Consider the following 12,626-nt stretch of genomic DNA (forward strand, 5'->3'; position numbering starts at 1 on the left):
CGCCTCTTCCCCCCTCACTTCTGTGAAGCAACCCCGCTTCTTCCCCCTCCCTTTTGCGAAGCAAAGGGGAGGGCTGGGGAGGGGTGCTCCCCTGCGACCCGCCCCAAACAGCGACATCAAAAGCGACCCCTCCCCAACCCTCCCCTGCTGCGCAAGGGAGGGGGCCCTTCCCCGCGATCCGAACGCCCCCGGCAAACCCCGCTTCGGCTCCCTCCCTTTTGCGAAGCAAAGGGGCGCGCCGGGGAGGGGTGCTCCCCGCGACCCGCCCCAAACAGCGACATCAAAAGCGACCCCTCCCCAACCCTCCCCTGCTGCGCAAGGGAGGGGGCCCTTCCCCGCGATCCGAACGCCTCCGGCAAACCCCGCTTCGGCCCCCTCCCTTTTGCGAAGCAAAGGGGAGGGCTGGGGAGGGGTGCTCTCCCCCGCGGCCTTCCCCTGCCGCACAAGGGAAGGCGCCATTCCGCGCACCCCTGCAGACCTTGCCGATTCCGGCAGCTGCCGCGCCGGAAACCGGCCGCCATGACCTGTGGCCCAGCCCGGCAAAACCCCTGCCTGCTACGCTTGCCCGGTTTTCTTCACCGGTGCCCGCAATGCCCAGAATCCTGCCCCTGTCCCTGCTGTTGTTGACTGCTTTCGGCAGCGCCCACGCCGCGCCCACGCCGATCACCATCGAACAGGCGATGGCCGACCCGGACTGGATCGGGCCGCCGGTGGAATCTGCCTGGTGGTCGTGGAACGGCCAGCAGGTCGAATACACCCTCAAGCGCAAGGGCAGCGCGGTGCGCGATACCTTCCGCCTGCCCAGCGCCGGCGGCGTCGCCCAGCAGGTCGCCGACGACCAGCGCGGCACGCTCGATGCCGCCAGCCGCGTCTACGACAGCAGCCGCCAGCGCATGGCCTTCGTGCGCAACGGCGACGTGTTCGTGCGCGACCTGCGCAGCGGCGCGCTGACCCAGCTCACCCGCAGCAACGAACGCGCCAGCGGCGTCAACTTCGCCACCGACGGCGGCGTGATCTGGAACGTGGCCAACAACTGGTTCCATTGGGACGCCCGCAGCGGCGTCACCCGCCAGGTCGCCCAGCTCAAGGCCGACAAGAACCCGGCCGACCCGCCCAAGGCCGACACCCTGCGCGACCAGCAGATGCGTACCCTGGCCACGCTGCGCAACGACCGCGCCCAGCGCGAGGAACTGCGCGACCAGGGCGAGCGCTGGCGCCAGGCCGACCCGACCCGCGCACCGGCGCCGGTCTTCCTCGGCGGCGACGTCGAGATCGTGGACAGCGTGCTCTCGCCCGATGCCCGCCACCTGGTGGTGGCGACCAAGCCCAAGGGTTACGACGAGGGCCGCGGCGGCAAGATGCCGCTGTACGTCACCGAATCCGGCTACGAGGAAGCCGAGGACACCCGTACCCGCGTCGGCCGCGACGATCCGGCGCCGAACAGCTTCTGGCTGGTCGATGCGGCCACCGGCAAGGTCCAGCCACTCGCGCTCGACGGCCTGCCCGGCATCACCACCGACCCGCTCGCCGAGCTGCGCCGCAAGGCCGGCAAGGACGCGCTCAAGGGCAATCGCCCGGTGGAAGTGATGAGCGAGTTCATGGGCGGCGGCATCCGCTGGAACGCCGACGGCAGCCAGGCCGCGATCATGCTGCGCGCCATCGACAACAAGGACCGCTGGATCGCCACCACCAGCGCCACCAATGCCCGCCTGGAAACCCGCCACCGCCTTACCGATGGCGGCTGGATCAACTGGAGCTTCAACGATTTCGGCTGGCTGCCCGATGGCCGCACGCTGTGGCTGCTGTCCGAGGAATCGGGCTATTCGCACCTGTACACGCAGAGCGGCAGCGCCAGGCCCAGGGCGTTGACCTCGGGCAACTGGGAAACCTCGGCACCGGAGGTCAGCGCCGATGGCCGCAGCTTCTACTTCCTGTGCAACCAGAAGTGGCCCGGCGACTACGAAGTCTGCAACGTCGACGTCAACGGCGGTGCCGTGCGCGAAGTGACCGCGCTCGACGGCGTGGAGGACTTCAGCCTGTCGCCGGACGGCCAGCAGCTGCTGGTGCGCTATTCGGCCCCGTACCTGCCGGCGCAGATCGCCGTGCAGCCGGCCGCCGGCGGTGAAGCCCGCACGCTCACCGACACCCGCAGCGCCGAGTTCAAGGCACGCCAATGGATCCAGCCGCAGATGGTGCAGGTGCCCTCGCGGCACGGCGCCGCACCGGTGTGGGCCAAGTACTACGGCCCGGAAACGCTGGAGCCGGGCAAGCAGTACCCGATCGCCATGTTCGTGCATGGCGCCGGCTACCTGCAGAACGTGCACGCGCGTTACTCCAACTACTTCCGCGAGCAGATGTTCCACAACCTGCTGGTGCAGCAGGGCTACGTCGTGCTGGACATGGACTACCGCGGCAGCGCCGGCTACGGCCGCGACTGGCGCACGGCCATCTACCGCAACATGGGCCACCCGGAACTGGAGGACTACCTGGACGGCCTGGACTGGCTGGTCACCACCAAGCAGGGTGACCGCGCCCATGCCGGCATCTACGGCGGCTCCTACGGCGGCTTCATGACCTACATGGCGCTGTTCCGCTCGCCGGGCACGTTCAAGGCCGGCGCCGCGCTGCGCCCGGTCGGCGACTGGAACCAGTACAACCACGCCTACACCAGCAACATCCTCAACACCCCGGACATCGACCCGGAGGCCTACCGCATCTCCTCGCCGATCGAGTACGCCGAAGGCCTGCAGGACACCCTGCTGATCGCCCACGGCATGATGGACGACAACGTGTTCTTCCAGGACTCGGTCAACATGACCCAGAAGCTGATCGAGCTGCACAAGGACAACTGGTCGATCGCGCCCTACCCGCTGGAACGCCACGGCTACACCCGCGCCGACTCCTGGCTGGACCAGTACAAGCGCATCCTGAAGCTGTTCGAGCAGGCGCTGAAGTAAGCACCACGCCAAGGGCGCCGCAAGGCGCCCTTGGCGTTCTACCCCCGGCCACTCCTCGATCCACGACTGTCCATGTCCCCCATCCAGATCGTCACCGCCATCCTCCTCGACGCCGAACAGCGCGTGCTGGTGGTCCGCAAGCACGGCTCGGACACCTTCATCCAGCCCGGCGGCAAGCGCGAGCCCGGCGAAACCTCGCTGCAGACCCTGCAACGCGAGCTGTTCGAGGAACTGGGCGTGCAGCTCGACGTCGACAGCGCGCAGCCGTTGGGCGTGTTCGAGGAGGCCGCGGTCAACGAGCCCGGCCGCCGCGTGCAGGGTGAGGCGTTCCTGGTCCGCGTCAGCGGCCAACCGCAGGTGAAGGCCGAAATCGCGGAGCTGGCGTGGGTTCCGCTGCAACCGCCGCATGGCGTGACGCTGGCTCCGCTCAGCGCGCGACACCAGCTCCCGGCTGCACATGCGTGGCTGGTCAAGGCTGGGCATACCGGCACATAACGGCGATAGTGGCGCCACTTTCCAAGCGCCGCCGACCGTGAGCCCACCCGACCTGCCCATCGCCACGCCCCGCCGTTCCAGTGCCGACCGCTTCATCGACCTCACCGCCAAGCTGTCACTGGCGCTCGGGGCGCTGGGCATCGTCTGGTGCCTGTTCCAACTGCTGATGGTGGTCCTGCTCGGGCGCCTGGACATCGTCGCGCTGATGCAGCGCGACGGCCTGGTCGTCCCGGACTGGATCCAGTGGACCGACGCGCATGCCTTCAGCCTGAGCGTGGCGCTGCTGCTGTTCTGCATCGCCTTCGTCGTGGTGTGCTGGGCCATGCTCAAGCGCCATGAATGGGGCCGCATCGGCTTCATCGTGTTCCTGCTGCTGGTCGCGCTGGGCAACTTCGCCTTCATCCCGGTGATGGACAGCATGTTCAACAGCATGCTGACGATCTTCCCTGCCGACTTCCTCAGCTCGCCGCAGGGCGCCCAGATGCGCGCGCAGATGGCCTTCAGCCGCTGGAGCCTGCTGATCACCCTGCTGGTGAGTTCGCTGGCGATCGCGGCATTGCATGGTTGGCTGGCGATCAAGCTGCAGCGGCGCGACGTCCGCGACCTGTTCCACTGAGTTCCCCGGAGTTCCCATGCCGCACTCGTTCCGGACGCGCCTGCTGGCCCTGCTTGCCCTGCTGCTGTTGCCCGCGCTGCCGGCAATGGCCGCCACGCCGCTGGCCTGTGGCACCTACCAGGCCGTCGATGACGGTGCCCGCTTCATCGTGGAGAGCACCCACCAGGCCGTGCGCATCTACGACGGCCAGCCACCGACCCGCTACCTGATCCGCCAGCAGGGCCAGACCCTGCATGCGGCCGACCTGTCCAACGGCTTCAGCGCCGACTACACGCTCAGCGCCGATGGCAAGCGCATCGGCGGCCTGCTCGGCGACTACGTGCTGGAACGCACGGCGCGCTGCAACGCCTCCCCCGCCGCGCCGGCCAACAGCTGCCGCGCCGACATCGACGGCTGCATGGACAGCGCCTACAGCGCCACCCCGGTGCAGTTGAAGCAATGGTGCCAGGAGGACCTGCCGTTCGCCTGCGAACGCCTGCTGTCCAGCTACGTCGAGCAGGCGCGTACCGGCCAGCCGTCGAACCTGCCCGAGCCGGACCTGGCCGAACCGGCGGTCTGCAGGGAAGGCACGCCGGCCTTCGACGAAGCCGCCTGCCGTGCCGCCGCGCGCGAGGCGCTGGGCCTGGCGCTGGCCAAGGCCATGGCCGGCACGCTGGCCGGTGGGCCGGCGCCCGCGCTGCCCGCCGTGCAGCTGGACGAGGTGCTGCAGCTGTGCCAACGCCACCCCGACGCCGGTTTCTGCGGCAAGGTGGCCGACGCGCATCTGGATGCCGGCCGGTACCCGGGTGCCCGCGAGGCGCTGCAGCAGGCCTGCGCCGCCGGCGGCGAGGAACGCACCTGCCAGCGCGCCCAGGCGCTGGCCGCGGTGGACGTCGCCGACCTGGCCGCGGTAGCGGCAACGGCCCTGCCGTGCGGCGACTATGCCGCCAGCACCGGCCTGATGGATGCCCTGTCCTTCGCTGACCAGGGCCTGGTATCGATGTCCGGCAACAGCGTGCTGCGTGCCCGCCTGGAAGGCGGTGCGGTGCGGATACGCCACGACAAGGGCGGCGACTTCGTGCTGCAGCCCTTGGCCAGCGGCCAGCTGCTGGGCGTGGACGAATGGAACCGCTACGCGCTGTACCAACGCACCGGCGGCGCCACGCACTGCAGTGCCCCGGTCGCGTACGCCGAAACCCCGCTGCGGCAGGATTGCCCGGCCGGCACTGATCCACAAGCCTGCTGTGCCGCTGGCAAGCTGCAGGGCTGCAACACGCTGGGCCATCGCAAGGCGCTGGCCGGCGACTGGGCCGGTGCCACCCCGTACTACCAGACGCTGTGCCGGGCCGGCGTCCGCGCCGGGTGCGAGAACCTGCGCAGCGTCTACGAGCACACCGGCGATGAGGACATCCCCGGCAAGCTGCTGGCCCTCTGCAAACAGGACGGCACCGGCAGGCACGTGGCCTGCGACCTGTACGAAACCACCGATTGGGCCATGCTTGGCATGGGCGCGCGGCTGATGCAGGCCGTCGAGCCCGCCGCGGCGGATGACGCACCGGCACAGGCCGGCAACCGCACGTCCCATCGCAAGTAAACTCCGCCCGCCAGCCCGTCGGCAGCCCGCACCCGAGTACCCACATGAACGATTTCGACCGCGTACGCGACTACCTCACCGGCCTGCAGGACCGCATCTGCGTCGCCATCGAGCAGGCCGACGGCCAGGCCCACTTCATCGAGGACCGCTGGCAGCGCGCCGAGGGCGGCGGCGGGCGCACGCGCGTGCTGCGCGAAGGCGCGGTGTTCGAACAGGCCGGCATCGGCTTTTCCGACGTGGCCGGCACCCGCCTGCCGCCGTCTGCCTCGGCCAACCGCCCGGAGCTGGCTGGCGCCTCGTGGCGCGCCTGCGGGGTGTCGCTGGTGTTCCACCCGCGCAACCCGTACCTGCCCACCACGCATGCCAACGTGCGCTACTTCCAGGCCGAACGCGATGGCGAGAAAGTCGCCGCCTGGTTCGGCGGTGGCTTCGACCTGACCCCGTTCTATCCGTTCGACGAGGACGTGCGGCAATGGCACGGCGTGGCCCGTGATCTGTGCGCGCCCTATGGCGACACCCGTTACGCCGAGCACAAGCGCTGGTGCGACGAGTATTTCTTCATCAAGCACCGCAACGAGACGCGCGGCGTGGGCGGGCTGTTCTTCGACGACCTGCACGCCGATTTCGACACCGACTTCGCCTACCTGCGTGCGGTCGGGGACGGCTTCCTCGATGCTTACCTGCCGATCGTCGAACGCCGCAGGGACACGCCGTACGGCGAACGCGAACGCGAGTTCCAGCTGTATCGCCGTGGCCGCTACGTCGAGTTCAACCTGGTCTACGACCGTGGCACGCTGTTCGGCCTGCAGAGCGGCGGCCGCAGCGAGAGCATCCTGATGAGCCTGCCACCGCGCGTGCGCTGGGAGTACGGCTTCCAGCCGGAGACCGGCAGCGACGAGGCACGCCTGGCCGAGTACCTCGTCCCGCGCGACTGGCTGGCCGGCTGAGGCTGCAGCCCCGGCGGCGCGTCCGGCGCGAACCTCGACAGCACCCCTCCCCAGCCCTCCCCTGCTGCGCATGGGAGGGGGCGGTTCGATGCGATCGATCAGATCACCGCACAACCTGCTTCTGCCCCCTCCCTTGCGCGGCAGGGGAGGGCTGGGGAGGGGTCGCTTCTGCTTCTGCTTCTGCTTTTGCATCCATCGCCACCCCCATCAACGCACCACCTCAGGCCTTGCGCAGGAAGGTGATGTGCCCATTGATCTCCAGCAGCGCCAGGTCCACCTCGTCGATGTTCTCGCAGCCGGCATCACGCATGGCCCGCGCGAAGTCCGCCTTGCTCACCAGCTCGCGCTGCAACACCCTGTGCAGCACCTGCCCATGCCGGGCCAGCACCACCGGCTCGCCATCGATCACGCGCTCCACCGCCGGGCTGCGGGTGGTCACCCAACCGACGAAGTAATTGAGCACGATCAACGTCGCGGCCAGGATCAACCCACCGCCCAGCGACGTGTCCTGCCCCAGCAAGGCGTTCTGCACCGCGTTGCCGAGCAGGATCAGCAGCAGCATGTCGAACGGGGTGAACTGCCCCAGCGCGCGCTTGCCGGCCACCCGCACCATCGTCAACACGACCACATACACCACCACCGCGCGCAGGATGAACTCCCACCACGGCATCGACAGCGCGAACAGGTCCGGCATTCCTCGTCTCCCGACTATGCGTCGCCCCCCATGCTCGGGCGATGCCCATCAACACGGTGCGACGACCGGCACCGGAGCAGGCCGGCGGTTCCAGGATCGCCAAAAAAGAAGCCCCGCCGACCAGGGGGGGGTCGACGGGGCCGGGGAGCGGGTATTTGGGGAGGAATCCCCGCTCCGAGATCTGCTCCAGGGGATGGGAGAGATCCGCGACAGGTATTGCGCCTGTCGAGGGCTATATCACCACTACGAACCTTGACGGTTCGTGAAGAATCCAAGCCTTTTCAAAACAAATTAAGGATGGATTCATCGCATTGACGCCAAACGGTTTTTTGAATGCGCAGGGATATAACGAAGTGTTTCAATTGAATCGAGATTCGAGTTAATAATTTGGAAAATTAGTGCGCTTCGTCCCAGTTTTCCCCGATACCGGTATCCACCACCAGCGGCACACGCAAATTCGCCGCCGCTGACATCCGGGCCTCCACTTCGGCCTGAAGTGTCTGGATGAATGCGCTGTCCGCCTCGAACACCAGTTCATCGTGCACCTGCAGGATCATCCTGGCGCGGTCGGCATGGTCGGCCAGCCAGCCATCCACGCTGACCATCGCACGCTTGATGATGTCCGCCGCGGTGCCCTGCATCGGGGCGTTGATCGCCGCACGCTCGGCACCGGCACGCAGGCCCTGGTTGCGGGCGTGGATGTCGTTGAGGTACAGCCGGCGGCCAAACAGCGTCTCCACGTAGCCCTGCTCGCGTGCCTGCACGCGCATGCGCTCCATGAAGTCACGCACCGCCGGGTAACGGCTGAAGTACAGCGCCACGTAGTCCTGCGCCTGGCCACGGTCGATGCCCAGGTTCTTGGCCAGGCCGAACGCGCTCATGCCATACATCAGGCCGAAATTGATCGCCTTGGCGGCGCGGCGCTCGTTCGGCGTCACCTCCTCCAGCGCGCGCCCGAACACCTCGGCGGCGGTGGCGCGATGCACGTCGGCGCCCTGCTCGAAGGCACGGATCAGGCCCGGGTCCTCGGACAGGTGGGCCATGATCCGCAGCTCGATCTGCGAGTAGTCGCAGGCCATCAGCTTGCGCCCCGGCGGGGCGACGAAGGCCTGGCGGATGCGGCGGCCATCCTCGGTGCGGATCGGGATGTTCTGCAGGTTCGGGTCGGACGAGGACAGCCGCCCGGTCGCCGCGCCGGACTGGTGGTAACTGGTGTGTACGCGGCCGGTGTCCGGGTTGACCATCTCCGGCAGCTTGTCGGTATAGGTACTGCGCAGCTTGGCCAGCCCGCGGTACTCCAGGATCACGCGCGGCAGCTCGTGCTGCTCGGCGATCGCCTCCAGCGCCTCCTCGTTGGTGCTGGGCTGGCCCTTGGGCGTCTTCACCAGCGCCGGCAGGCCCAGTTCGTCGAACAACACCGCCTGCAGCTGCTTGGGCGAGTCCAGGTTGAAGGTGTGCCCGGCCAGCTCGGTGGCTTTCTGCTGGGCGGCCAGCATGCGCGCGGACAGGTCGCTGCTCTGCCGCTTCAGCTCGGCCGCGTCGATCGCCACGCCATTGGCCTCGATGCGCGCCAGCACCGGTACCAGCGGCATCTCGATCTCGCGGTACACCTTTTCCAGCGACGGCTCGGCCGCCAGCTGCGCCGACAGCACGCGGTGCAGGCGCAGGGTGATGTCCGCGTCCTCGGCCGCATAGGCGCTGGCCTCGTCGATGCCCACCTGCGAGAACGGGATCTGCTTGGCACCCTTGCCGGCGACCTCCTCGAACTTGGTGGTGGTGTAACCCAGGTAGCGCTGCGCCAGCGAATCCATGTCGTGGCGGGTGGCGGTGGAATTGAGCACGAAGCTCTCCAGCATGGTGTCGTCGGCATAGCCGCGCACCTCGATGCCATGCCTGCGCAGCACGTGGATGTCGTACTTGCCGTGCTGGCCGAGCTTCTTCCTGCCGGCGTCCTCGAACAGCGGACGCAGCGCATCGAGCACCTGCTGCATCGGCAACTGCGCCGGCGCGCCCGGGTAGTCGTGGCCGACCGGGATATAGGCGCCCTTGCCCGGTTCCACGGCCAGGCTGATCCCGACCAGGTTGGCGCGCATCGCATCCAGCGCGTCGGTTTCGGTATCGAAGGCGAACTCCTCGGCACCCTGCAGGCGTTCCACCCAGGCCTGCAGCTGGCCGGCGGTCAGCACGGTCTCGTACTCGCCCTTGGCCGCCAGCGCCGGGTCGGTGCCGGCGGCCGGCGCCGTGTCACCGGCCTTGGCGTAACCGGCGGCGGTGCCACGCAGGCTGACCTTGGCATCGTCGGCGGCGGCCGGGGCGGCCACGCCACCGAGCTCGCGCAGCGCCTGGGTAAAGCCATAACGCGCGTACAGCGCGCGCAGGCTGTCCGCGTCCTGCTCGCGCAGCTGCAGGTCGCGCGGGCCCTGTTCCAGTGCCACGTCGGTACGGATGGTGACCAGCGCGCGGTTGAGCGGCAGGCGCGGCAACGCGGCGCGCAGGTTCTCGCCGATCTTGCCCTTCATGGTCGGGGCGGCGGCGATCACGCCGTCCAGGTCGTTGTATTCGGCCAGCCACTTGGCGGCGGTCTTGGGGCCGCACTTCTCCACGCCGGGCACGTTGTCCACGGTGTCGCCCATCAGCGCCAGGTAATCGACGATCTGGTCAGCGCGCACGCCGAACTTGTCCATCACCGCCGCATCGGAATCGGTGCGGCTGCCGGTCATGGTGTTGACCAGCACCACGCCCGGACGTACCAGCTGGGCGAAATCCTTGTCGCCGGTGGAAATGGTCACTTCCAGCCCGTCCCTGGCCGCGGCCAACGCCAGCGTGCCGATCACGTCGTCGGCTTCCACGCCCTCCACGCGCAGGATGTCGATGCCCAGCGCCTGCACGATGTCGCACATCGGCTGTACCTGCGCGCGCAGGTCGTCGGGCATCGGCGGACGATTGGCCTTGTACTCGGCGTACATCTCGTCACGGAAGGTCTTGCCCGGTGCGTCGACCACGAAGGCGACGTACTCGGGCTTTTCCTTCAGCGTGGCACGCAGCATGTTGACCACGCCGAACAGCGCTCCGGTGGGCTCGCCGGCGGCGTTGGACAGCGGCGGGAGCGCGTGGAACGCGCGGTACAGGTAACTGGAACCGTCAATCAGGACTAATCTGCTCATGTGCCGATTCTACGCGGCGGACCGTTTTCCGACGTGCACGGGCATAATCGAATCCACGCCGAAACAAGGAATCCCGTCATGAAGCAGCTGCTGTTGATCCCCCTGCTGGCCCTGGCCGGCTGCGCCACCCTGGGCGCCGGCTCCCCGCCGGTGGACGTCTCAGGCGCCGACGTGACCAGCAAGGCCATGGACAACGGCGACACGGTCGAGGAATACCGGGTCGGCGGCGTGCTGCGCATGGTCAAGGTCACCCCGGCGCGTGGCGCACCGTTCTACATGTACGACCGTGACGGTGACGGCCGCATGGACAGCGACAAGGACGGCACCAAGCCGGTGTACTGGAAGCTGTACAGCTGGTAATGACGGGCATGGGCCGCCGCGTCGCCTGCCGGCGGCAGGAGCGGCGCGGTGGCCATGCGATCACGGTGGTGGGACTGCGGCCCTGGCACCGCCGAGGGGCGAAACAGCGCCTCGCGGGCGCGGGTGCGCTTGCCCGGCTGCAGTTTCGCGGGGACCGGGGCTTGCCCCTCCCCAGCCCTCCCCCGCTACGCAGGGGAGGGGCAGAATGCCCCGCGACGGCGGGGCCGCAGGCCGGGATGCACTCCCGGCCCCTTGCGCATGACTCAGCGGATCACCAGCACCGGCACGGTGCTGCGCGCCAGCACTTCGGCGGTCTGGCTGCCGAGCAGCACGCGGGTGACGCCGCGACGGCCATGCGAGGTCATCACCAGCAGGTCGCTGCCACAGGCCGTGGCGGTATCGATGATGCCGTCGGCGGCGTAGCGGTCCAGCACGTGGTGCGGCTGCACGTTGGCCACGCCGGCCGCACGTGCGGCGGCAACCGCCGGCTCCAGGATCTTCTGGGCGCCGGCCTCACGGTCCTTCTTGTACTCGGGGCTGGCCTCGTAGCCGGCGCTCCAGCCCATGGCGTCGTACATGCCCACCGCCCACGGCTCGGACACGGTGACGATGTCGACCTGGGCGCCCAGCTGGGCGGCCAGTTCCAGGCCCTTCTGCAGGCCCTTGGCGGCCAGCTCGGAACCGTCGGTGGCAATCAGGATGCGCGTGTACATGGCAGTTCTCCTCGGTGAAGGGTGGACATTTACCATTGCACATCGGATGTTGCGGTTCCGCATTGAGCCAGATCAAACATTGCCTCACTGCAGCACATTCACCCGCCAATGCGCCCCCTCCGGCTGCCAGTCGAACGCGACCGGCAGGAACTTCTCGATCAGGCGCGCATTGCTGTGCAGGTGCGCGCTGATCTGCCCGGTGCTGAAGCTGCCGCCCCCGGCCAGCGCCATCGGCAGCAGCAGCTGGTCGGACAGGTGCTCGCCGATGCAGGCCTCGCCCTGCAGGTAGGCCTGCACGGCATCGGCCAGGCGCATGCCGACCTGCTCGGCCGACAGCCCACGCTCGCCATGGCCATCGAACAGCTCCACGTGCGCGCCATGCCGCACCGTCACCGCCGCGACATTGCCCGGCCCCAACGCCGGCCGCACCACCTGCAGGTGGCGCGGATGGGTATCCACGCCCAGGCGCCTGCCCAGCACGTCCAGCTCGCGTTGGCCGATGCCCGCCGCCAACCCTGAGACCAGCACCGATGCCTCCATTGCCTGCAGCGGCCCGCGTTGCTCGAACGCGCACGCGGACAACCCCGTGCAGGGCTGCACCTCCAGTTCCAGCTCACCGCCTCCGGCCGGGAAGAACCCATGCCGCTGCAGCTGCAACTGCGCCTGCACGCCCATGCGTGCCAGCGCCGGCAGGTAGCAGCGGTCCAGGAAGTCCGCGCTCGGTGCCAACGGGTTATGGGTGCCACCCTCCACGCGTATGCGCGAAGGCGCCGGTGCCTGCCACAAGGCCGGCAGCAAGGTCTGCAACACCAGCGTGGCCGAGCCCGCGCTGCCGATGGCGAAGTGGTAGTCACCGGCCTGCACCTCGCCCGGTTCGAAGCGCAGCGTGGTCGCCCCCAGCGTGGCACCCTCCACCCGCGCATTACCCACTCGCGCCGCCGCGATCACCGCGGTCAGGTGCTGGCGCATCAGTCCCGGGCGCCTGCGCATGGCGCGGATGCCCTGCAGGGTGAAGCCAATGCCGGTGCACAGGCTCAGGCTGAGCGCCGAGCGCAGCAACTGCCCGCCACCCTGGCTTCCGTCGATTTCAATCATGTCCATGTTCCT

The 12,626-nt window shown here is 68.6% G+C and carries 10 protein-coding genes; 6 read left to right on the forward strand and 4 right to left on the reverse strand.

The window, feature by feature from the left end:
* Nucleotides 1–590 precede the first annotated feature (590 nt).
* From AC06FE_RS07070 to hemF, 5 genes are all read left to right on the forward strand, one after another.
* Nucleotides 591–2,957, forward strand: coding sequence for a S9 family peptidase (locus AC06FE_RS07070; protein ID WP_478072631.1), 2,367 nt, complete (start codon nt 591–593; stop codon nt 2,955–2,957).
* A gap of 72 nt (nt 2,958–3,029) precedes the next feature.
* Complete coding sequence (locus tag AC06FE_RS07075) at nt 3,030–3,452, forward strand: NUDIX hydrolase (RefSeq protein WP_313253625.1); 423 nt, start codon at nt 3,030–3,032, stop codon at nt 3,450–3,452.
* Between the two features lie 37 nt (nt 3,453–3,489).
* Nucleotides 3,490–4,068: a hypothetical protein gene (locus tag AC06FE_RS07080; RefSeq protein WP_478072632.1), complete on the forward strand. Its 579-nt coding sequence runs from the start codon at nt 3,490–3,492 to the stop codon at nt 4,066–4,068.
* 16 nt (nt 4,069–4,084) lie between these two features.
* Complete coding sequence (locus AC06FE_RS07085; RefSeq protein WP_478072633.1) at nt 4,085–5,641, forward strand: hypothetical protein; 1,557 nt, start codon at nt 4,085–4,087, stop codon at nt 5,639–5,641.
* A 44-nt stretch (nt 5,642–5,685) separates the two neighbouring features.
* A complete protein-coding gene (gene hemF / locus AC06FE_RS07090; protein ID WP_478072634.1) occupies nt 5,686–6,588 on the forward strand; it encodes an oxygen-dependent coproporphyrinogen oxidase in 903 nt (300 codons plus the stop codon).
* A 220-nt stretch (nt 6,589–6,808) separates the two neighbouring features.
* Here hemF and AC06FE_RS07095 read toward each other — a convergent pair whose 3' ends face one another.
* Both AC06FE_RS07095 and polA read right to left on the reverse strand, forming a co-directional pair.
* Nucleotides 6,809–7,282 carry a DUF421 domain-containing protein gene (locus tag AC06FE_RS07095; RefSeq protein WP_313253635.1) on the reverse strand — a complete coding sequence of 158 codons (474 nt, stop codon included), beginning with the start codon at nt 7,280–7,282 and terminating at the stop codon, nt 6,809–6,811.
* Between the two features lie 395 nt (nt 7,283–7,677).
* Complete coding sequence (gene polA / locus AC06FE_RS07100; RefSeq protein ID WP_478072635.1) at nt 7,678–10,446, reverse strand: DNA polymerase I; 2,769 nt, start codon at nt 10,444–10,446, stop codon at nt 7,678–7,680.
* Nucleotides 10,447–10,524: 78 nt separating this feature from the next.
* Between polA and AC06FE_RS07105 the strand changes: the two genes are divergently transcribed.
* The gene (locus tag AC06FE_RS07105; protein ID WP_132863855.1) at nt 10,525–10,806 is read left to right on the forward strand and encodes a DUF2782 domain-containing protein; all 282 of its coding nucleotides are present in this window, start codon (nt 10,525–10,527) and stop codon (nt 10,804–10,806) included.
* A 263-nt stretch (nt 10,807–11,069) separates the two neighbouring features.
* Here the strand turns inward: AC06FE_RS07105 and AC06FE_RS07110 are convergent, their stop codons facing one another.
* Complete coding sequence (locus tag AC06FE_RS07110) at nt 11,070–11,519, reverse strand: universal stress protein (protein ID WP_132863856.1); 450 nt, start codon at nt 11,517–11,519, stop codon at nt 11,070–11,072.
* Between the two features lie 84 nt (nt 11,520–11,603).
* The gene (rtcA, locus tag AC06FE_RS07115; protein WP_478072636.1) at nt 11,604–12,620 is read right to left on the reverse strand and encodes an RNA 3'-terminal phosphate cyclase; all 1,017 of its coding nucleotides are present in this window, start codon (nt 12,618–12,620) and stop codon (nt 11,604–11,606) included.
* Nucleotides 12,621–12,626 lie beyond the last annotated feature (6 nt).

The organism is Stenotrophomonas sp. Steno-C18 (genome assembly GCF_056393195.1).

Bases quoted from the DNA above. Each gene is read 5' to 3' on its own strand.
- AC06FE_RS07070 (WP_478072631.1), top strand. From the start codon at position 591: ATGCCCAGAATCCTGCCCCTGTCCCTGCTGTTGTTGACTGCTTTCGGC.
- AC06FE_RS07075 (WP_313253625.1), top strand. From the start codon at position 3,030: ATGTCCCCCATCCAGATCGTCACCGCCATCCTCCTCGACGCCGAACAG.
- AC06FE_RS07085 (WP_478072633.1), top strand. From the start codon at position 4,085: ATGCCGCACTCGTTCCGGACGCGCCTGCTGGCCCTGCTTGCCCTGCTG.
- hemF (WP_478072634.1), top strand. From the start codon at position 5,686: ATGAACGATTTCGACCGCGTACGCGACTACCTCACCGGCCTGCAGGAC.
- AC06FE_RS07095 (WP_313253635.1), bottom strand. From the start codon at position 7,282: ATGCCGGACCTGTTCGCGCTGTCGATGCCGTGGTGGGAGTTCATCCTG.
- polA (WP_478072635.1), bottom strand. From the start codon at position 10,446: ATGAGCAGATTAGTCCTGATTGACGGTTCCAGTTACCTGTACCGCGCG.
- AC06FE_RS07105 (WP_132863855.1), top strand. From the start codon at position 10,525: ATGAAGCAGCTGCTGTTGATCCCCCTGCTGGCCCTGGCCGGCTGCGCC.
- AC06FE_RS07110 (WP_132863856.1), bottom strand. From the start codon at position 11,519: ATGTACACGCGCATCCTGATTGCCACCGACGGTTCCGAGCTGGCCGCC.
- rtcA (WP_478072636.1), bottom strand. From the start codon at position 12,620: ATGGACATGATTGAAATCGACGGAAGCCAGGGTGGCGGGCAGTTGCTG.